At 56.7% G+C, this 20,518-nt stretch carries 17 protein-coding genes and 1 other annotated feature; all 17 genes read left to right on the top strand.

All coding sequences use genetic code 11. The annotated features are described in order from the left end of the window. Entirely contained in the window at positions 1-1,395 is a 1,395-nt protein-coding gene (hemA, locus tag AC27KL_RS12985; RefSeq protein WP_487169968.1) for a glutamyl-tRNA reductase, read from the top strand. A gap of 22 nt (positions 1,396-1,417) precedes the next feature. Next, positions 1,418-2,239, top strand: coding sequence for a cytochrome c biogenesis protein CcsA (gene ccsA / locus AC27KL_RS12980; protein ID WP_339323873.1), 822 nt, complete (start codon positions 1,418-1,420; stop codon positions 2,237-2,239). 7 nt (positions 2,240-2,246) lie between these two features. Beyond that, complete coding sequence (locus AC27KL_RS12975) at positions 2,247-2,894, top strand: precorrin-2 dehydrogenase/sirohydrochlorin ferrochelatase family protein (protein ID WP_487169967.1); 648 nt, start codon at positions 2,247-2,249, stop codon at positions 2,892-2,894. A 2-nt stretch (positions 2,895-2,896) separates the two neighbouring features. Further along, positions 2,897-3,853 carry a hydroxymethylbilane synthase gene (gene hemC / locus AC27KL_RS12970; protein WP_487169966.1) on the top strand — a complete coding sequence of 319 codons (957 nt, stop codon included), beginning with the start codon at positions 2,897-2,899 and terminating at the stop codon, positions 3,851-3,853. Between the two features lie 12 nt (positions 3,854-3,865). Beyond that, positions 3,866-5,419 (top strand): uroporphyrinogen-III C-methyltransferase, encoded by a 1,554-nt coding sequence (gene cobA, locus AC27KL_RS12965; RefSeq protein WP_487169965.1) that lies wholly within the window; start codon positions 3,866-3,868, stop codon positions 5,417-5,419. A 35-nt stretch (positions 5,420-5,454) separates the two neighbouring features. Further along, positions 5,455-6,456: a porphobilinogen synthase gene (gene hemB, locus AC27KL_RS12960; protein ID WP_036712994.1), complete on the top strand. Its 1,002-nt coding sequence runs from the start codon at positions 5,455-5,457 to the stop codon at positions 6,454-6,456. Between the two features lie 26 nt (positions 6,457-6,482). After that, positions 6,483-7,781 carry a glutamate-1-semialdehyde 2,1-aminomutase gene (gene hemL / locus AC27KL_RS12955; RefSeq protein ID WP_339323876.1) on the top strand — a complete coding sequence of 433 codons (1,299 nt, stop codon included), beginning with the start codon at positions 6,483-6,485 and terminating at the stop codon, positions 7,779-7,781. Continuing rightward, positions 7,778-8,683, top strand: coding sequence for an RluA family pseudouridine synthase (locus AC27KL_RS12950; RefSeq protein ID WP_487169964.1), 906 nt, complete (start codon positions 7,778-7,780; stop codon positions 8,681-8,683). Before hemL ends, AC27KL_RS12950 begins: the two co-directional genes overlap by 4 nt. A 136-nt stretch (positions 8,684-8,819) precedes the next feature. Then, positions 8,820-10,142, top strand: a complete 1,323-nt coding sequence (locus tag AC27KL_RS12945; protein ID WP_339323878.1) for a LysM peptidoglycan-binding domain-containing protein — start codon at positions 8,820-8,822, stop codon at positions 10,140-10,142. Positions 10,143-10,334: 192 nt separating this feature from the next. Beyond that, positions 10,335-10,632, top strand: a binding site (T-box leader). Positions 10,633-10,714: 82 nt separating this feature from the next. Continuing rightward, on the top strand, positions 10,715-13,381 hold the full coding sequence (locus AC27KL_RS12940) for a valine--tRNA ligase (RefSeq protein ID WP_487169963.1): 2,667 nt from the start codon (positions 10,715-10,717) through the stop codon (positions 13,379-13,381). 74 nt (positions 13,382-13,455) lie between these two features. After that, positions 13,456-14,832, top strand: a complete 1,377-nt coding sequence (locus tag AC27KL_RS12935; RefSeq protein WP_487169962.1) for a bifunctional folylpolyglutamate synthase/dihydrofolate synthase — start codon at positions 13,456-13,458, stop codon at positions 14,830-14,832. 4 nt (positions 14,833-14,836) lie between these two features. After that, on the top strand, positions 14,837-16,204 hold the full coding sequence (gene murC / locus AC27KL_RS12930) for a UDP-N-acetylmuramate--L-alanine ligase (protein ID WP_212952652.1): 1,368 nt from the start codon (positions 14,837-14,839) through the stop codon (positions 16,202-16,204). 191 nt (positions 16,205-16,395) lie between these two features. Further along, a complete protein-coding gene (locus tag AC27KL_RS12925; RefSeq protein ID WP_487169961.1) occupies positions 16,396-17,631 on the top strand; it encodes an SPOR domain-containing protein in 1,236 nt (411 codons plus the stop codon). A gap of 169 nt (positions 17,632-17,800) precedes the next feature. Then, the gene (locus tag AC27KL_RS12920) at positions 17,801-18,043 is read left to right on the top strand and encodes a DUF4321 domain-containing protein (protein WP_036713008.1); all 243 of its coding nucleotides are present in this window, start codon (positions 17,801-17,803) and stop codon (positions 18,041-18,043) included. A gap of 26 nt (positions 18,044-18,069) precedes the next feature. Next, on the top strand, positions 18,070-18,672 hold the full coding sequence (locus AC27KL_RS12915) for a Maf family protein (RefSeq protein ID WP_487169960.1): 603 nt from the start codon (positions 18,070-18,072) through the stop codon (positions 18,670-18,672). A 41-nt stretch (positions 18,673-18,713) separates the two neighbouring features. Continuing rightward, positions 18,714-19,403: a RadC family protein gene (gene radC / locus AC27KL_RS12910; RefSeq protein WP_339323882.1), complete on the top strand. Its 690-nt coding sequence runs from the start codon at positions 18,714-18,716 to the stop codon at positions 19,401-19,403. Positions 19,404-19,442: 39 nt separating this feature from the next. Next, a complete protein-coding gene (locus AC27KL_RS12905) occupies positions 19,443-20,477 on the top strand; it encodes a rod shape-determining protein (protein WP_036713014.1) in 1,035 nt (344 codons plus the stop codon). Positions 20,478-20,518: the final 41 nt, after the last annotated feature.

The following is a 20,518-nucleotide window of genomic DNA, read 5'->3' as shown; positions in this document are numbered from 1 at the left end:
ATGCATATCGTCGTTGTCGGATTGAACTATCGTACAGCGCCTGTAGAAGTTAGGGAACGTTTCACGTTCGAACCGAACGAACTGCCGGAAGCGCTCAGCCAGCTTATGCAGACGAAAAGCGTCATGGAAGGCGTCATTGTTGCTACGTGCAACCGTACCGAAATTTATGTCGTGGTGGACCGTCTGCACATGTGCGGACATTTTATCCGCAGTTTCATGGAGCAGTGGTTCGACATTCCGCGCGAGGAATTTACCCGGCATTTATATATATATGAAGATGAACAGGCCATCTCGCATCTGTTCCGCGTGACCTGCGGACTGGATTCGATGGTGATTGGCGAAACGCAAATTTTGGGCCAGGTCCGTTCGGCGTTTTTGCTCAGCCAGCAGGAGAAAGCGACGGGCACATGGTTTAACATGCTCTTTAAGCAGGCGGTCACGCTGGGCAAAAGAGCGCATTCCGAAACCTCCATCGGGGAAAGCGCCGTTTCCGTCAGCTATGCGGCCGTAGAGCTGGGCAAACGGATTTTTGGCATGTTCGACGACAAAAAAGTCATGATCCTCGGAGCCGGGAAAATGAGCGAACTTACGGTGAAGCATTTGTACGCGAACGGAGCGGAAGAGGTCATCGTCGCCAACCGGACGCTTGCCCGGGCGGAAGAACTCGCCAGCAAGTTCAAGGGAACGCCCTGCACGATGGAGCAGGCTTTGGGGCGGCTGCAGGAGGTCGATATCCTGATCAGCTCTACGGGAGCCAAGGATTACGTCCTGGATCGCGCGCAGGTCAGCGAAAGTATGAAAAAACGCCAGTCCCGCCCGTTGTTCATTATCGATATCGCGGTTCCGCGCGACATTGATCCGGCCATTGCCGATCTCGACAATGTCTTCCTATACGATATTGACGACCTGGAAGGGATCGTGGAAAGCAATCTGGAAATGCGGAAGGCCGAAGCGGCCAAAATCGAAGTGATGATCCGCCATGAGATGGACGAATTCCAGCAATGGCTGAAAACGCTGGGCGTAAGACCGGTAATTCGGGCCTTGCAGGAAAAATCTTCGGCGATTCACGAAGAAACGCTCCAAAGCTTGTTCAACAAGCTGCCGGAGCTGGATGAGCGCCAGCGCAAGGTGATCCACCGTCTGACCAAAAGCATCGTCAACCAGATGATGCACGACCCGATCAACCGGATCAAGGAAATGACGGCAGGGAAAAACGGAAACGAGGCGCTGGAGTATTTCACGCAAATTTTTGCGCTCGAAAACGAGCTTGACGATGCCGGACAAACGAAGGAAGGCATTCAGAACAAGCCCGGAACAACAAACGATTACAGCAGAGAAAAGCATGAACACAAACCGTTTGCCATTAAAGGAACGCTGACGCCAGCTGGCCTATAACCGGGTGGCAGGGGGAGTGGACATGCTCACTGGATTTTATGATGCAGCAATTTATATTTATGCCCTGAGCCTTCTGTTTTTTATCTCGGATTGCATTCGACGCAATCGGGCCGCGAAGCGGATGGGTACAGGGCTTCTTGCCGTTGTCGGCGTTTTGCAGGCGGGAGCGTTGTTTGTTCGTGCTTTCGAGGAACATGCGCTTCCGATTTTTACGCCGTTCGATTTTTTGCTTCTGCTTGCGTTCAGCCTTGTGGTCGCCGCTTTGATCATGAACTTGCTGCAGCGGGCGGAATTTGCCGTTTTGCTGCTGGGGATCATCGGTTTTGGCGTGCAGGTGCTGAACCGGCTGTGGTTTTCGCCCGGGAACAACCCGCTTAAGCATTGGGAAACCGTGCACGGGCTCCTGATCCTTCACATCACGCTCGCCAATCTCAGCTTCGTTGTATACACCATCGCGGCCGTGTTTGCGTTGATGTATCTTTTTCTTCACCGAAAACTGAAAGGAAAGAAATGGACGGACGCGGTCCGGCGTCTCCCCAGCCTCGAAATGCTCGACAAATACGCCTATTCGCTTGCGTTTGTCGGCACGCCCGTGCTGACGGTTTCGTTTATCGTGGCGGTGCTGTCGGTCGTTTCGGAGGGAAGGATCAATTTGCTGTTGGATTTGAAGGTGCTTGCGACGCTGGCGGGACTCTCGTTCTATTATTTTTACCTGTTCAAAAAACGTTCGCAGCAGCATACGGGCACGCTGATGGCCAAATGGCTTTTGGCGGGGTACGTATTTATCATCATGATTTTCGTGTTGAATTCATGGTCTGATTTCCATCGCTGGGGCGGGGAGTGAAGCTGACGTGAAAACGTACATGCCGGTCATGCTCGATTGCGAGGGCCGGGTCTGCGTGGTGGTTGGCGGCGGGCGCGTCGCCGAAAGAAAGGTGGGCGAACTGCTTGCCTGCTCGGCGCTGGTGAAGGTCGTCAGCCCGGAGGTGACGCCGGTTTTGCTGCGGCATCATGAGCAAGGGGAGCTGGAATGGATTCCCCGGGGATACGAGGCGGGAGATCTGGCGGGGGCGTTTATGGCCCATGCCGCCGCCGACGATCCCGAAGTGAACCGCCGCGTGGCGGAGGAAGCGAGGGCCAGGGGGATTTTGGCCAACGTCGCCGACCGTCCGGAAACGGGGAACTTCATCCATCCGAGCGTGCTTCGGCGGGGGCGGCTTGTCATCGCCGTCTCGGCTTCGGGAGCCGGGCCGTTTGCCGCGAGCGCGATCCGGAAAAGGCTTGAGCAGGAATTCGGAGCAGAATACGAAACATATCTCGATTGCTTATTTGAAATACGAAAAACGGTCAAGGAACAGGTTTGCGATCCGGCAGCACGGCAAAAGCTGTTGAAAAAGGCTGGCGGACCGGAGATGCTTGAATCCCTGCGGCAGGATGGTTTCGGCCTGTGGAGCGCGGAGAGGATCAGGCAGTGGATCCACGACAACCAGGAGGAATAGGAATGCGGACAATCGTAGTAGGCAGCAGACAAAGTGCGCTGGCACTGACACAAACGGGACAGGTGATCGACGACCTGAAACGGCTATGCAAGGAGCATGGCTTCGAATTTGATTTCGAGGTAAAAAAAATCGTAACCAAAGGCGACCGCATTTTGGACGTCACGCTGTCCAAAGTCGGGGGCAAAGGGCTGTTCGTCAAGGAAATCGAGCAGGCGATGCTGGACGGCGAAATCGACATGGCGGTGCACAGCATGAAGGACATGCCTTCCGTCTTGCCGGAAGGGCTGGTCAACGGCGCCGTGCCGCGCCGCGTGGATCCGCGCGACTGCCTCATTACGCTGGACGGCAAAAACATCGACGAGCTTCCGCAGGGCGCAAAGGTGGGAACAAGCAGCCTCCGCCGCTCGAGCCAGCTTAAGGCATACCGTCCGGACCTGACGCTGGAGCCGGTGCGGGGCAATATCGATTCCCGGCTGAAGAAGCTGGAGACGGAAGGGTTCCAGGCGATTTTGCTGGCGGCGGCCGGTTTGCACCGGATGGGTTGGGAGGACCGCATTACCGCCTATATCCCGGTTGAAACCTGCTTGCCTGCGGTAGGGCAGGGGGCGCTCGGCATCGAATGCCGCGGGGATGACGCGGAGCTGCTGAAGCTGCTGGCCCTGTACAACGACAAGGAATCCGAGCTGACGGTTGCGGCGGAACGCAAATTTTTGGGCGTCCTGAACGGCGGCTGCCAGGTTCCGATCGGAGCGCATGCCGTATTGGCCGAGGCGCCGGAAGGTCATTCCCCTGCCGGACCAAACGTTATACAATTGACGGGCATGGTCGGATCCCCGGAAGGAGACGTCATCCTGAAGGAAACGATGTCCGGCACCGATCCGCTGCAGCTTGGGGAAGACGTAGCGCGGAAGCTGATTGAGCGGGGAGCAGAGAAAATTCTCGAACAAGCCAGGGAATAAGGGGATGAGGAGATGGCGGGAAAAGTATATCTGGTTGGTGCAGGCCCCGGCCACGCCAAGCTGATTACGGTAAAAGGGCTGGAGTGCCTGCAAAAAGCGGATGTGGTTGTCTATGATCGTCTCGCCGCCCCGCAGCTGCTGGGGGCCGTAAAGCCGGGAACGAGGAAAATATACGTCGGCAAGCTGCCGGACCGGCATACGATGAAACAGGAAGAAATCAACCAGCTGCTGGTGGATTTGGCGAAAGAAGGCCAGACGGTCGTCCGGCTCAAAGGCGGCGATCCGACGATTTTCGGACGCGTCGGGGAAGAAGCCGGACTGCTGAAGAAAAACGGAATACCTTACGAAATCGTGCCCGGCGTCACCGCTGCCATCAGCGTTCCCGCTTATGCCGGCATCCCCGTTACCCATAGGGAAATGGCTTCGTCGCTGTCGATCATCACCGGCCATGAAAGCCCGGACAAGCTGGACCGCATGATCGATTGGGAGCGGGTCACCCATGCGACGGGGACGCTCGTATTTATGATGGGCGTGTCCAAAATCGGCTATATCGCGGACCAGCTCATGCGGCACGGACGGCCCGGCAGCACGCCGGTAGCCTTGGTGCGATGGGGGACGCGAGCCGAGCAGGAGACGCTGACCGGGACGCTTGCGGATATCGAGCAGCGGGTGCGCGAAGCCGGCTTCCAGCCGCCGGCCGTGATTGTCGTCGGCGATGTCGTCCTGCAGCGGGAGCAGCTGAAATGGGCGGAGTTTCTTCCGCTTTTCGGCAAACGGATCCTCGTCACCCGCGCCAGATCCCAGGCCTCCAGGCTGTCGGAACGCATCGACGAACTCGGCGGCGAATCGTACGAGTTTCCGGTCATCGAAACGGCGTATCCGGACGATCCGAAACGGCTGGGTGAGATTCGGGACGCCCTCTCCCGGCTCGGAAGCTACGACTGGGTATTTTTTACGAGCGTGAACGGCGTCGAATATTTTTACCGCCATCTGCAGGAGCAAGGCCGGGATATCCGGGAGCTGCACCGGGCGCAAATCGCCGCGGTCGGGCCGGCGACGGCCGATGCGCTGAAGCAGCGCGGGCTCGTTCCGGTAGAACTTCCCGGGCGCTTTCAGGCCGAAGGTTTGATCGAAACCCTCGGCAGCCGTTTGCAGCCGGGGGAGCGGGTGCTGCTGCCGCGCGGGGACTTGGCGCGGGCCTGGCTGCCCGGGAAGCTGGCCGAAATGGGGCTTGAGGTTACCGCCATAGATACTTACCAGACCGTCATGAGCCAAGATGAGGACGGGGAGCTCCTGAAGCTGCTTGAGGAAGGGGCCATTCACGTGGTAACCTTTACCAGCTCCTCGACCGTAACGAATCTGATCGCCAAGCTGAAGCAGATGGGCGTACAGGATCCGGTTCGGCTGCTGAACAAAGCGGAGGCTGCCTGCATTGGGGAAATCACGGCCAAGACGGCCGCCGAAGCAGGGCTGCGCGTCAGCGTCGTAGCCGAACAGGCGACGATCGACGGTCTGCTCGAATCGCTTTGCTCATACCTGAACGCTTCGCATGAGCAAGCGCAATAAACTTCAAGAATAAACGACACAGGAGGTCATGAATCATGAGTTTTCCGATAGTAAGACACCGCCGTCTGCGCCAATCCGCAGGCATGCGCAACCTGGTACGCGAAACCGTGCTGAACGTCAACGATTTGATCATGCCGATCTTCGTCACTTACGGCCAAGGAGTGAAAAACGAAATTTCCTCCATGCCGGGGATTTACCATTTTTCGCTGGACATGCTGAAGGCCGAAGTGGATGAAATCGTGTCTCTCGGCATTCCGGCCGTGCTTTTATTCGGCATTCCGGAGACGAAGGACAGCGTGGGCACGTCGGCGTTCGTGGAAGACGGCATCGTGCAGGAAGCGACCCGTCTGATCAAATCATGGTATCCCGATCTGCTTGTCGTAGCGGATACCTGCCTATGCGAATTTACCGACCACGGCCATTGCGGCATGGTTCATACGTTCGAAGTGGACGGGAAAGTCCACGGCGACGTGATGAATGACGAATCGCTCGAACTGCTTACGAAAACCGCCGTATCCCAGGCGAAAGCGGGCGCGGACATCATCGCCCCGTCGAACATGATGGACGGATTCGTGCAGGCGATCCGCGCCGGACTGGACGAAGCCGGATTCGAGCATGTGCCGATCATGTCTTATTCGGTCAAATACGCTTCGGCCTTCTACGGACCGTTCCGGGAAGCGGCGGATTCCGCTCCGCAGTTCGGGGACCGCAAGACGTACCAAATGGACCCGGCCAACGCCCGCGAAGCGCTGCGCGAAGCCGAAACGGACGTGCTGGAGGGCGCGGACATGCTGATGGTCAAACCGGCGCTTGCTTACATGGACGTCATTCGGACGCTGAAGGATCAGTTCGATCTGCCTCTGGTCGCTTACAACGTGAGCGGAGAATATTCCATGGTGAAAGCCGCCGCGCTTCAAGGCTGGATCAGCGAAAAGGCGATCGTCGAGGAAATGCTGACCGGCATGAAACGCGCCGGCGCCGACATCATTATTACGTATTTCGCCAAAGACGTTGCCCGCTGGATGCAGGAGCGCTAATTACTTAAGAAACGGGAGTGACTTTCATGAGTATGACTGGTAGACGGAAAGAAGAGGCTTCCCGCACTGCGTTTGAAGAAGCCAAACATTATCTACCCGGCGGGGTGAACAGCCCCGTGCGGGCATTCAAATCGGTGGGCCTGACGCCGATTTACGTGGACCATGCCCAAGGCTCGCGGATTTACGATATCGACGGCAACAGCTTTATCGATTATGTCGGCTCTTGGGGTCCTCTCATTATGGGGCATGCCCATCCCGAAGTCATTTCGGCCATCCAGGAAACGGCGGCGAAAGGCACCAGCTTCGGCGCTCCGACGCTGATCGAAACGGAAATGGCCAAGCTGGTATGCGAGCGCGTTCCGTCGATCGACGTCGTGCGGATGGTCAACTCCGGCACCGAAGCGACGATGAGCGCGATCCGGCTTGCCCGCGGATATACGGGGCGCGGCAAAATCTTGAAGTTCGAAGGCTCCTATCACGGCCACGCCGACAGCTTGCTGATCAAAGCGGGCTCGGGCGTGGCGACGCTCGGCCTGCCCGACAGCCCCGGCGTGCCGGAAAGCGTGGCGACGAACACCATTACCGTCCCTTATAACGATCTGGAGTCGGTAAAGGTGGCTTTTGAACGTTTCGGCGAGGAAATCGCCTGCGTCATCGTCGAGCCGATTGCCGGCAACATGGGGGTCGTGCCTCCGCTTCCGGGCTTCCTGCAAGGACTCCGCGACATTACGACCCGCTACGGCAGCCTGCTGATCTTCGACGAAGTCATGACGGGCTTCCGCGTGCACATCAACTGCGCGCAAGGGTTGTTCGGCATTACGCCTGACCTGACCTGCCTCGGCAAAGTCATCGGCGGCGGACTGCCCGTCGGCGCTTACGGCGGCAAACGCGAAATCATGGAGCAGGTCGCTCCGTCCGGACCGATCTACCAAGCGGGAACGCTCAGCGGCAATCCGCTGGCGATGGTAGCGGGCTACACGACGCTGAAGCTGTTGACGCCTGCGGTTTACGACCAGCTTGAGGAACGCGCGGCGCGGCTTGCGGCCGGGTTCGAGGCAAACGCCAAGGAGCTTGGCGTTCCGGTCACGTTGAACCGGGTCGGCTCGATGGTATGCCCGTTCTTCACGGAAGGACCCGTCGTGAACTACGATACGGCCAAAGCAAGCGATATCCAGCGTTTCACGAAATATTTCGGCAATCTCGTGGAGGAAGGCATCAGCGTGGCTCCTTCCCAATTCGAGGGCATGTTCGTGTCGGCGGCCCACAGCATCGAGGATATCGATGCGACCATCGCCGCCAACTACAATGCCCTGAAAAACCTGTGACAGCGTGGAGGCGCCGCGGCGAGTGGCTGGAGCTGACCCCGGGGAAAGCCCTGACCGGGGCGGCTGACCGGAATGAGGCTACGGTACAGTGGCTGCTGCAGACGCTGGGAATGCCGGAAAAGCTGCTTCGGCAGCTGCAGGCAAACAAAGGGATCGAATGGAGGGGGGACCGGCTGCGGCTGGCCCTCTTTCCCGTTCGTCCGGCAGGCATAAAGCCCGTATGGCGGGACTTGGAGGTGCTCTACGAGGACGACTTTTGCCTGGTCGTCCATAAGCCGGCGGGCATGAACATTCACCCGGACGGCCGAAAGGGCGAATCGGAGCCGACGCTCGATCATGCCGTCGCCGCCCATTACGAGATGCAGGGCGCAGAGATTGCCGTCCGTCATATTCACAGGCTGGACCAATACACGTCAGGTCCGGTGCTGTATGCCAAAAACGATTGGGCCCAGCTTAAGTTGGACGAAGATATGCGCCAGAAGCGCATCGCCCGCAGCTACGCGGCAATCGTGCACGGGACGGTGCCCGCCGATTTGCATGTGATCGATTTGCCGATCGGCAAGGACCGCCATCACAAGCAGCGCAGACGCGTATCGCCAACGGGCCAACACGCCGTGACCCGCGTGCGCTTGGGCAGGGCGTACCGGAACGCTTCGCTGGTCCATTTGGAGCTGGAGACGGGCCGCACGCACCAAATCCGGGTGCACCTGAGCCATCTGGGACACCCCCTGCTCGGCGATGCGCTGTATGGGGGCAGCACCGCGCTCATCGGACGGCAGGCGCTTCACGGGGAACGGCTTGACTTTTCGCATCCGTTTACGGGCGAGCGCATCGAAATCGCCGATCCTTGGCCAAGCGATATCCGGCAGCTCGAGCAAAAGCTGCTTGGCCCCACAATATAAAATGTCGGCGCAAACCGCCGGACGCGCGCAAAAATGGAATGCCCTCCTGTTTGGAGCATATAGATAAAATGAGTAACGATTTTTGGGGCTCATGCCGTGAGCAGGCTCACGGTTAGAAATATGCCGAAAGGAGGACATGATTCTAGTGTTTGACCAGTCCTACGGTTTGCGTTTTGATATTTATGAACGGATTCATTTGACGGAAGAATTGCCGGGCATCGCCGAGCTGGAAGAAGTGGAGCTCCTGCCCAATATCCAGGTCATCAGCCAGGATGAGCAGGTCGCGCTGCGCGGCCACCTGCTGCTTACGGGCTTGTACCGGGGGGACGGGGAGGAAGACGGGACGCAGCGGCTTGAGCATTTCATTCCCGTGGAGATTACGGTCCCTGCAAACCGCGTCACTTCGCTGGACGAAATATCGGTCGAAATCGAAAACTTCGACGTGGATCTTTTGTCCAAACGAAGCATGAACATTACCGGCGTCCTTTCGCTTCGCGGGATCGAGACGGCGGCGAGCGAACCGGAATCTTCATGGAATGCCGATGAATTTACCGTTGTACATGCGTCCGAGGATCCCGCGGAGGATCCGGTGCTTGCCGCTTTTTTGGAGGAAGGGGAGCTTGATGCCGATGAAGCGAAGGCCAGGGAACCGCACGATGAAGCAGCCGCGGACGAACAGGATGCGGAGGCATTTGCGACGGAAGGATTCGCTGCCGCTCCGAAGGCTGCGGGAAGCCCCGGCGATGCCGAAGCGGAGGCGGCTGAAAACGAACCGGCAGCCGTCAAGCGTCCTTCCGAAGAGGTGGCGCAGACGGAAGAAGAACCTGCGCTTGCCGCGTTACATACGGACAAGGAATCCGGGGAGCGCGGCGGAAAGGGCAAAAACCAGCCGAACGTTTGGCATTTCGAGCATGAAGACGAGTCGGAACTGCTGCATCCCGAAAAAACGGCGATCCAAGCGGATGAGGATACGGAAAAGGATCTCTACCTGACTTCCGTGGGTCAGGATCAGCCGTTTGAGCCTGCCTTCCCGTTCAGCGCTTTCCAAAGCGAGTCGGTTCCGCAGGAAGAAGCGCCGGATGAGCGGGAAATGCGGGTCGCGCTCGGCAGCAAGAAGGAAGCGGAGTCCGGCGAAAAAGAAGCGATCGGATTTTCTTCTTTGCTATCCTCCAGCCGCTCCCAGAATCAGCAGGAGCAGCAGGCTGCCCCGGAAGAGCCGAAAGCGGAGGAGGCGGAACGCGAGTCGTCCGCGAGCGATGATATTCAGTGGCAGAACCTCTTCCTCGGGAGCAGCACGGAGAAAAACCAATTCCGCAAGGTGCGCCTTTGCATCGTGCAGCGGGAAGAAACCCTGGAGACGATCGCAAATCGCTATCAGCTCACCGCCCGCGAAATTTTGCTGTATAACCGCCTGTCCGAGCAGACCGTCGAGGAAGGACAGATTCTCTACATTCCATAAATTCGCGTTGACGACGCCCGGTGCCCGAATAAGCGCCGGGCGGTTCTTTTTTTTGTGCCTTCGCCAAAGGAACCGGTTTAAGAAACGTACATATGCTAATAATAAACGTTATAACGCCGAATGACTTTAGGCAACGACGCCGGTTATGTTGACTAAAACCCGCAACCAAGTTATGATGAGTATATATTTTGTTCAAGAACGATGATCGGGAATAGTAGGATGACATGCCCTTCAGAGAGTGGAATTGCTGCGCTGAGAGATTCCGCAGGATGCTGTTTCAACCGAAGTCGCCCGGGAGTTGCCTGCTTGATCCCGTCCGCTTTTTGCGCCGGGTTAGGGCACGGCCGGCCGCAGCCGTTATCTGCATGAAGTGTCGCGTGCATGAAGGCATCCGTCCCGGAGGACGGCCGACGGAGAGATCTGGCGTAGAAGGTTGCCCATGGCGCGAAACAAAGGTGGTACCGCGAAAGAACAGCCTTTCGTCCTTTGAGGACGGAAGGCTTTTTTGTTTTTCTTGCTAAGGATTGCCAAAATCCCGAAGAAAGCTGATCTTGTGATGGAGGAGTTAGAAAATGACAGAGCAGGACAACAAATTAACGACGGAAATGCCGACGACTTACGATCCGAAGGCTGCCGAGCAAAAATGGTACAAATATTGGATCGACGGCGAATTCTTTAAGGCGGGACAGCGCAAAGACGCAAAGCCTTACACGATCGTGATTCCGCCGCCGAACGTCACGGGCATGCTGCATATCGGGCATGCGCTTGATTTTACGCTGCAGGACATTTTGATCCGCACCAAGCGGATGCAGGGATATGACGCGCTGTGGCTTCCGGGCTCGGACCATGCCGGCATCGCCACCCAGACGAAGGTGGAGCAGAAGCTGCGCGAGGAAGGCGTTACCCGTTATGACCTAGGCCGGGAGAAGTTCCTGGAAAAGGTATGGGAATGGAAGGAAAAATACGCCGAAACTATTCACGAGCAATGGGCGAAAATGGGCTTTTCCCTCGATTACTCCAGGGAGCGGTTCACGCTGGACGAGGGATTGTCCAAAGCGGTGCGCGAAGTTTTCGTCAAGCTGCATGAAAAAGGGCTCATTTACCGCGGCAAACGCATCATCAACTGGGATCCGGCCGCCCGTACGGCGCTGTCGGACATTGAAGTCGAATATAAAGAGGTTCAAGGACATCTCTATCATCTTGCCTATCCGCTGAAAGACGGCAGCGGGCATATCACGGTCGCGACGACGCGTCCGGAAACGATGCTGGGCGACACCGCCGTCGCGGTTCATCCGAAAGACGAACGTTACAAGGACATGATCGGCAAAATGCTCTTGCTGCCGATCGTGGGCCGCGAAATCCCGGTCATCGCCGACGAGTACGTCGACAAGGAATTCGGCAGCGGGGCCGTTAAAATTACGCCTGCCCACGACCCGAACGACTTCGAGGTCGGCCTGCGCCATAACCTGCCGCAAATTACGGTGATGGACGAGAAGGGCACGATGAACGACCAGGCCGGCAAATACGAAGGGCTTGACCGCAGCGAATGCCGCAAGCAAATCGTTCAGGACTTGAAGGAGCAGGGCGTTCTGATCCGGATCGAAGACCATGTCCATCAAGTCGGGCACAGCGAGCGCACCGGCGCCGTCGTAGAGCCGTATTTGTCCACGCAATGGTTCGTCAAAATGCAGCCGCTGGCCGAAGCGGCCATCGAAGCCCAGAAATCGGGCAAAGGTGTTAACTTCGTGCCCGAACGTTTCGAAAAAACCTTTTTGAACTGGATCGAAAACGTTCGCGACTGGTGCATTTCCCGCCAGCTCTGGTGGGGCCACCGCATTCCGGCTTGGTACTGCGACGACTGCGGCGAAGTTCACGTGGCCTATGAAGAGGTCGCTGCATGCTCCAAGTGCGGTTCCGCAAACCTCCATCAGGACGAAGACGTGCTTGATACCTGGTTCAGCTCCGGGCTGTGGCCGTTTTCGACGCTGGGCTGGCCGGACCAAACCGACGATTTGAAACGCTACTATCCGACGGACGTATTGGTGACCGGTTACGACATCATTTATTTCTGGGTAGCCCGGATGATCTTTACCGCGCTTGAATTCACCGGCGAAATTCCGTTCAAAGACGTGCTGATGCACGGACTGGTGCGCGATCCGGAAGGCAAAAAGATGTCCAAATCGCTCGGCAACGGCGTCGACCCGCTGGATGTCATCGAGAAGTACGGTGCGGACGCCATGCGCTACATGATTTCGACGGGCAGCACGCCGGGACAGGATTTGCGCTTCCGCTGGGAACGCGTCGAGCAGGCCCGGAACTTTGCCAACAAGATCTGGAACGCTTCGCGTTTCGCGCTTATGAACCTTGAAGGCTTCACGTACGGCGACATCGACATCAGCGGCAACCTGAGCACGGCCGACCGCTGGATTTTGCACCGTCTGAACGAAACTTCCCGGGACATCACGCGTCTAATAGATGCCTATGAATTTGGCGAAACCGGCCGCTTGCTGTATAACTTCATCTGGGATGACCTCTGCGACTGGTTTATCGAATTTTCCAAGCTGTCGTTGTATGGGGAGGACGAAGCGGCGAAAAAGACGACGCAATCGGTGCTTGCCTATGTGCTCGACCGTACGCTCCGGATGATTCATCCGTTCATGCCGTTCATCTCCGAGGAAATTTGGCAGCATCTTCCTCATCAGGGCGACACGATCACGCTGGCGGCTTGGCCGGAATATGATCCGGCCCTCGAAAATGCCGATGCGGCCCGCGAAATGTCCCTGCTGATGGACGTGATCCGCGCGGTGCGCAACATTCGTGCCGAAGTGAACGTGCCGATGAGCAAAAAGGTCGAGCTCATGCTTAATGCCGGAGACGACCAGGTGCTGCAAATCGTCAACCGCAACGAAATTTATGTACAGCGCTTCTGCAACACGTCGAGCTTCACGGCGGGAACCGGGCTTGAAGCGCCGGACAAGGCGATGACCGCCGTCGTCACCGGAGCCGAGCTTTACCTGCCGCTGGCGGGGCTGATCGATATCGATCAGGAAATCGCCCGCCTCGAAAAAGAGCTCAAGCACCTGAACAGCGAAGTGGAGCGCGTTGAAAAGAAACTTGGCAATCCGGGCTTCGTATCCAAAGCGCCAGCCAAAGTCATCGACGAAGAAAAGGCGAAAATGGCGGACTACGCCGAAAAACGGAGCAAGGTATTGGCTCGGATCGAGGAACTGAAGGGTTAAGTTGCTGAAGGAATCTGCCCCCGGGTGCGCCGGCATCCGGGGATCAAATAAATTTCAGAAGGTGAAAAACGGAAATGGGAGATCAATTTGAAGGCTTCTCTTCTTTGCGGACTTACGCGGAAGCCGCCGACTGGATTAACGGGCTGATCCCTTTCGGAATACGCCCCGGCATGGCCAGAATTGAAAAAATGATGGAAATGCTGGGCCATCCGCACCGGCGGCTGAAATTCATTCATGTCGCGGGTACGAACGGCAAAGGCTCGACCTGCGCGTTTTTGACCCGGGTGCTTCTGCAAAGCGGCTATACCGTGGGAACGTACACTTCCCCTTACATCACCAAGTTCACGAACCGTTTTCAATACAACGGCGAGGATATTCCCGAAGAAACGCTTCTGATGCTTGCGAATCGGCTGTACCCGATCGTTGAGGAAATTGCGGCGACCGAGCTCGGATCTCCGACGATGTTCGAGGTTTCGACGGCGCTTGCGATTTTGTATTACGCCGAGGAATGCGTGCCGGATATCGTCGTATGGGAGACCGGTCTGGGGGGAAGGCTGGATGTAACCAATATCGTATACCCGGTCGTGTCGGTCATCACGAACATCGGTATGGACCATACCGACATTCTTGGCGATACGATCGAGCAAATCGCTTTTGAAAAAGCGGGGATCATCAAACCGGGGGTACCGGTGGTCAGCTGCGTGCAGCAGCCGGAAGCCATCGAGGTTTTGCGTAAAAAGGCGGAGGAATGCCGCACCACGCTGTATTTGGCCGGGGAAAAATTCACGTTCGAATACACGGGCGACCACGGTTCGTATCAATCCTTCCATTTCAACGGCCCGTTTCGGGAATACGATATTGAAATCGGCATGAAGGGCGAATACCAGATTGCCAATGCGGCCGGGGCGCTGATGGCCCTGGAGGTTTTGCGCCAGTACATGGCTTTCGTCATGGAGGAAGAAGATATGTTGAAAGGGTTCCGGGATACGGTATGGGCCGGGCGGATGGAAGAGATCTCTCCGAATTCCGCGCCGCGCATCGTGCTGGACGGAGCCCACAATCCGGAAGGTGCGGAATCCTTGCGGAAAAGCATCGAGCGGCACTATCCGCACAAACGGTTAAATTTGATGATGGGAATGCTGGCGAATAAGCATCATGAATCCTATTTGAAGCATATACTTCCTATAGTGGATACGCTTATCCTGACCGAGCCGGACTTCCGGAAAAAAATGGACGCTGCGGCGCTGCGCGATATCGCGGAGGGGCTGAAGCATTCCTACGGCAAACCGGATTTGCAGATCATCGTCGAACCGGATTGGAAAAACGCGCTGGAACTACTTAAGTCACGGACAGAAGCGGAGGATTTGGCGGTAGTATCCGGCACGCTTTATTTGATTTCGGATGTGCGGGCCGCTCTGCTGGGTCAATCCGATTCTGAAAAAGGTTGGTGAAAATCTGTTGAATTCTGAACATGTTCATTTTATCGGTATTGGTGGCTACGGGATGAGCGCCATTGCACGGGTTATGCTAGAAATGGGATACAAGATCACGGGTTCGGACGTGGCTTCCCAGGAATTAACGGAAAAATTGGCGGCCAAAGGGGCCAAAATTTATATCGGGCATACGGCCGAGCAGGTTCACGGAGCGGATTTGGTCGTATATTCGACGGCTTTGCCGAAAGACAACGTGGAACGCGTCGAAGCGGAACATCTGAACATTCCGATTCTGCACCGGTCGCAAATGCTGGCAAGACTGCTGAACGAACGCAAGGGCGTGGCGGTCGCCGGCGCTCACGGCAAGACGACCACGTCCTCCATGATCGCTTTGGTGATGGAAGAATGCGGCATCGACCCGACGTATATCATCGGCGGGGAAATCATGAACGTCGGGACGAACGCCAAAGCCGGAAAAGGGGATTTCGTCGTCGCCGAAGCGGACGAAAGCGACGGTTCGTTCCTGCAGTATCATCCTTGGCTCGGCATCGTGACCAACATCGAAGCCGACCATCTGGAAAACTATGACGGCGATTTTGAAAAGCTGAAAAAAGCTTACGTTCAATTTCTGAATCAGATCCGCGAAGACGGCACGGCCGTCGTATGCGCGGACGACGATAACATCCAGGCGATCATTCCGGGCATCCGCTGCCAAGTGGCGACGTACGGCATCGACGCCAAGGACGCGGAATACACCGCAACCGATCTGGCGCTCGGAGACCGCCAAGTATCCTTTACGATGAACCATAAGGGCGAACCGCTCGGAACGGTGCAATTGTCGGTGCCGGGCCGCCATAACGTATACAACGCGATGGCAACGGTCATCTCCTGCCTGAAGGCGGGAATTTCGTTCGAGCAAATCGCCGGCGCCATCTCCAAATTCCATGGGGCGAAACGCCGGTTCCAAGTGCTGGGCGAAAAAGACGATATCCTCATTATCGACGACTACGCTCACCATCCAACGGAGATCGAAGCCACGATCAGTGCGGCCAAAGCGACGGGAAAACGGATCATCGCCGTATTCCAGCCGCAGCGCTACAGCCGTACCTTTTTCCTGCTGGATGCGTTTAGCCGCGCGTTCGGCGATGCGGACGAGGTCATCATTACCGATATCTATTCGCCGGCAGGGGAAAAGCAAATCGAGGGGGTACACTCCGCCAAGCTGGTCGAGCTGATCGTGCAAAACAGCAACAGCGGGGCCCGATACCTCCCGACGAAAGAGGATGTGCTGGCCGACCTGAAGCAAAGAATCAAGCCGGGTACCCTCGTGCTTACGATGGGCGCCGGGGACATATGGAAAGTCGGCTACCAGCTGGCCAAGGAGCTGTAGCCCTTCCAGGGCCGCGGCTTACATAGAAACAAAACGAAGAGGCCTTCCCATATGCAGCGTATGCTGCGTACGGGCGGCCTTTTTCTTTCGGGCTTCGATCACTTGCCCGAATTCATCATCCCCAGGCGGCATAAGTCCGGACAATCCGTCATATATTCCTTGTAATAGAGACAAGGGTGAGGTGTATGACCGTGAACAAGGCGAGAATGACATTTCGCTTTAATCAGGACCCGCCGCGAGGGCACGATACCGGGCAGGAAACGACGAAAAAAGCGGAGCCGACGCTTAAACCGATGCCCGGGAGGGAAGCCGCGCCGGATCAGGCGGAAAACGGCTTGACGCCGCGGCAGGAGCCTATAGAGGACAGGCCCGAAAAAAAACTGCATGTCGTATCGGGACAAATGCAGGGGTGGTCGGATCCTTTTCATAAAGACGAGCCTTGGGATGAAATGATCTCGGGCTGGCCGCGGGAGGACGCAAAAGAGGAGCATCGGCGCGAAAAAACGGATGACGTTGAATTATATGATTCAGGGAGCAGCGGCGATCTTTCGGGAGAATGGCGGAATCTGGCGGATGAAGTGTATCCGGAGCTGGGGAACGTGTCCTACCGGCCGAGACGTCCGGCATCGCCCTGGAAAGTCATCGGCACGATTACGGGAGCCGTGGTTACGGGGGCATTGTTCGGCTTCGTGATTCTGTCTTTTTTCAAGGACGGCTCAGGCGGTTCAATCGTCCCGGCCAAGCCGGGTACGGAAAACGTGGCGGAAAGCTCCGGGGAGCCGGTGAAGGCTGCACCCGTCGCCGTTTCGGTGCAGGGGCGCTCGTATTACGTGCTCCAGTACGGCTTGTTCAGCACGAAGGAAGGGGCCGAGCAGGCCAAAAAGGAATTGGAGCAATACGGGCTTGCGGCGGGCAACGACCCGGATGAGGAGTACCGCGTGTATGCCGGCATCTCGACCGACCGCGAACAGGCCAAGCTGCTCAGCAGCCAGCTTAAAGACAAGGGAATGGACCTGTACGTTAAGGAAATCACGCTGCCGGCGGTCAGCGAGCTGAAATTCGCCGGGGATGCGAATACGGCGGGCCGCTATTTCGAAACAAGCTCCGAACTGGCATCGAAGCTGAGCACGCTGTCGGCTGCGCTGCTCAGCCAAGAAAAACCCGGGGCGTTAAACGCAAGCGAGCAGGCCGCCGTCACGGACATCCACAGCCGCTGGACCGAAGCGATGAAATCGTTCCAGACGGGGCTAAGCCGGGAGGATGAGCAGCTGGGGGCCCAAATCGAACAAACGATGAACAGCGCGGTTTCGGCTTTGACGGAATACAACCGGAACGCGAGCAAGGCGCTGTTATGGGAAATTCAGTCCCGCATGATGCAATACGTCATGCAGCAAAAGGAACTGATTTCCAAACTAGGAAAAGCGTAAATCTTTCTTTCCAAAGAGAATGCGGGTGTCCGACGACCGAAAATTCAAGTAACAGAGCCTATCCGGCATGGAACTGGAAATAGTTCCCCATGCCGGATTTCTGTTTGTATTGACGTACAAATAACCGTATAATAAATTGGGTGTCAAATTATGGCGAGGGAAGAGAAGGATGAAAAAGAACGTAGGTATACTGCTCTTGTTTTTGCTGCTTGGCTGGCTGGCGGGTGCCTGGATCGCAAAGGCCCTGGAACCTGTACAAGCCCTTTCCTTTCTGACTGCTTCAACACCAATCGAGTGGTCACCGCAAGCTAATTTGGACATTATCAGCTACGACATCACCATTAAATTTAAACTGAGCCTGCTGAGTTTAATCGGCATCATTGTCTCCGTGTGGCTGTATCGCAGGCTGTGAATGACAAGACAAAGGAGATCCTTCCATTGAAACCGAACCATTCGCGCCGGGTCGTCCTGGCATCTACCTCACCGAGAAGGCAGGAACTGATCGCTTCTCTACATATTCCGTACGAGATCCGTCCGAGCTATGCCGACGAACATACGCCAAGCGACTGGACTCCCCGGCAGATCGTCGAAGGTTTGGCGCTGCGCAAAGCGCAGGCCGTGTACGAAGAGATCGGCGATCCGTCGGAAAATGCCGTCATCGTCGGCAGCGACACGATTGTCGTCCTGGAAGATCAGGTGCTCGGCAAACCTGCGGACGATGCGGACGCTTTTCGAATGTTGAAATCATTACAGGGCAGAGCCCATCACGTGTATACGGGAGTCGCTTGCATCGATGCGGCCACGGGACAAAGGATGGTCCGCCATCGCATGACGCGGGTCGTCATGAAACCATTGTCGGATGCAACGATCCAAGCTTACGTCCAAAGCGGCGAGCCCCGCGACAAAGCGGGGGCTTACGGCATTCAAGGCCTGGGTTCCACGCTCGTGGAAGGCATCGAAGGCTGTTATTTTACCGTCGTCGGGCTTCCCGTTTCGCTATTAAGCGACATGCTGTCGGAATTTGGAATTGACATTCTTTGAATAGGGATCAAATTTTGGAGTGAAGGGAAAGTAGGGGAACTATGGAGCCGCATTTGTACATGCTGCGCGACATCCCCCATCAGGAACGACCGAGAGAACGCATGCTGCAGTATGGGGCGAGCGCCGTAAGCAACGCTGAGTTGCTTGCCATTTTGCTCAGGACGGGTACGAAGCAGGAGTCTGCCATCCATTTGGCGCAGCGCATTTTGCAGCAGGTCGGCAGCATGCGCCGGCTTGTGGACATGAGCGCCGAGGAATTGATGGCCATCAAAGGCATCGGCAGCGCCAAAGCCGTTCAGCTCAAAGCCGGGATCGAGCTTGGGCTCCGCCTGGCCCGCACCCGCATGGACGAACCCGTCGTCATCCGCAGTCCGCGGGATGCCGCGGACGTGCTCATGGAGCAGCTGCGTTATTTGCAAAAAGAACATTTTGTCTGTCTGTTTTTAAATACGAAAAATCATATTATTGCTCAAGAGACGCTTTCAATCGGGAGTTTGAATGCCTCCATCGTCCATCCGCGCGAGGTGTTTCGCGCCGCCATCAAGCGCAGCAGCGCTTCGATCCTGTGCGCGCACAACCATCCGAGCGGAGATCCGGCCCCGAGCCCCGAGGACATCTCGCTGACGTCAAGATTGAAGGAAGCGGGAGAAATCGTAGGGATTGAAGTGCTGGACCATCTCATTATCGGCGACGGGGAATTCGTCAGTTTGAAGGAGCAAGGCTTGATGTAATATAATAGTTGAGATTGACGAAGAAAGGGAGATTACAGCATGTTAGGGAGCTTCACGAAAGATTTGGGAATTGATTTGGGGACGGCGAATACGCTTGTCTATGTCCGTGGAAAAGGTATTGTCGTAAGGGAACCGTCGGTTGTTGCAATCCGTACGGATACGAAAAGCATCGAAGCGGTCGGCGAGTCCGCGAAAAAAATGATCGGGCGCACGCCGGGCAACATCCGTGCCATCCGTCCGATGAAAGACGGCGTCATCGCCGATTTCGACACGACGGCGACCATGATTAAATATTTTATCCGTCAAGCTCAAAAACAGCGCTCGATGTTCCAGCGCCATCCGAACGTGATGGTTTGCGTGCCGTCCGGCATTACGGCCGTCGAACAGCGCGCGGTCGAAGATGCGACGAAGCAGGCCGGAGCACGCGAGGCCTACACGATTGAAGAACCGTTTGCGGCGGCGATCGGCGCCGATCTTCCGGTCTGGGAACCGACCGGCAGCATGGTCGTCGATATCGGCGGCGGCACGACCGAAGTGGCCGTCATCTCGCTCGGCGGCATCGTGACGAGCCGTTCCGTGCGCGTGGCCGGCGACGAAATGGATGAATCGATCATCCAGTACATTAAACGCCAGTACAATTTGATGATCGGCGAAAGAACGTCCGAACAGCTTAAAATGGAAATCGGCTCCGCCCTGCCTCTGGAGCAGGTAGAGACGAGCGAAATCCGCGGCCGCGACCTGGTGACCGGCTTGCCGAAGACGATCACGATTACGTCCGACGAAATCAGTGAAGCTCTTTCCGATACGGTCAACGCGATCGTGGAAGCCGTGAAGGTGACTTTGGAGAAATGCCCGCCGGAGCTGGCAGCGGACATTATGGACCGCGGCATCGTGCTTACGGGAGGCGGAGCGCTGCTGCGCAACCTGGACAAGCTGCTTGCGGAAGAAACCGGCATGCCTGTCATCGTCGCCGAAAATCCGCTTGACTGCGTCGCCATCGGCACGGGCAAAGCGCTTGAAAACATTCATTTGTTCAAATCCCGCAGCAGCTCGGCGGTGCGTTCGAAGCGCTAAGCCGGAACTTGTGGGTCAACCCCTGATATTGGGAGAGAAAT

This window comes from Paenibacillus sp. YAE3 (assembly GCF_057546105.1).
Note: the sequence above shows the minus strand (reverse complement) of the source record. Positions and strands in the feature narration are given on the sequence as shown.

What these genes read in the sequence shown, in the direction of transcription:
- hemA (WP_487169968.1), top strand. Translation starts at nt 1, where the DNA reads ATGCATATCGTCGTTGTCGGATTGAACTATCGTACAGCGCCTGTAGAA.
- ccsA (WP_339323873.1), top strand. Translation starts at nt 1,418, where the DNA reads ATGCTCACTGGATTTTATGATGCAGCAATTTATATTTATGCCCTGAGC.
- hemC (WP_487169966.1), top strand. Translation starts at nt 2,897, where the DNA reads ATGCGGACAATCGTAGTAGGCAGCAGACAAAGTGCGCTGGCACTGACA.
- cobA (WP_487169965.1), top strand. Translation starts at nt 3,866, where the DNA reads ATGGCGGGAAAAGTATATCTGGTTGGTGCAGGCCCCGGCCACGCCAAG.
- hemB (WP_036712994.1), top strand. Translation starts at nt 5,455, where the DNA reads ATGAGTTTTCCGATAGTAAGACACCGCCGTCTGCGCCAATCCGCAGGC.
- hemL (WP_339323876.1), top strand. Translation starts at nt 6,483, where the DNA reads ATGAGTATGACTGGTAGACGGAAAGAAGAGGCTTCCCGCACTGCGTTT.
- AC27KL_RS12945 (WP_339323878.1), top strand. Translation starts at nt 8,820, where the DNA reads ATGATTCTAGTGTTTGACCAGTCCTACGGTTTGCGTTTTGATATTTAT.
- AC27KL_RS12940 (WP_487169963.1), top strand. Translation starts at nt 10,715, where the DNA reads ATGACAGAGCAGGACAACAAATTAACGACGGAAATGCCGACGACTTAC.
- AC27KL_RS12935 (WP_487169962.1), top strand. Translation starts at nt 13,456, where the DNA reads ATGGGAGATCAATTTGAAGGCTTCTCTTCTTTGCGGACTTACGCGGAA.
- AC27KL_RS12920 (WP_036713008.1), top strand. Translation starts at nt 17,801, where the DNA reads ATGAAAAAGAACGTAGGTATACTGCTCTTGTTTTTGCTGCTTGGCTGG.
- radC (WP_339323882.1), top strand. Translation starts at nt 18,714, where the DNA reads ATGGAGCCGCATTTGTACATGCTGCGCGACATCCCCCATCAGGAACGA.
- AC27KL_RS12905 (WP_036713014.1), top strand. Translation starts at nt 19,443, where the DNA reads ATGTTAGGGAGCTTCACGAAAGATTTGGGAATTGATTTGGGGACGGCG.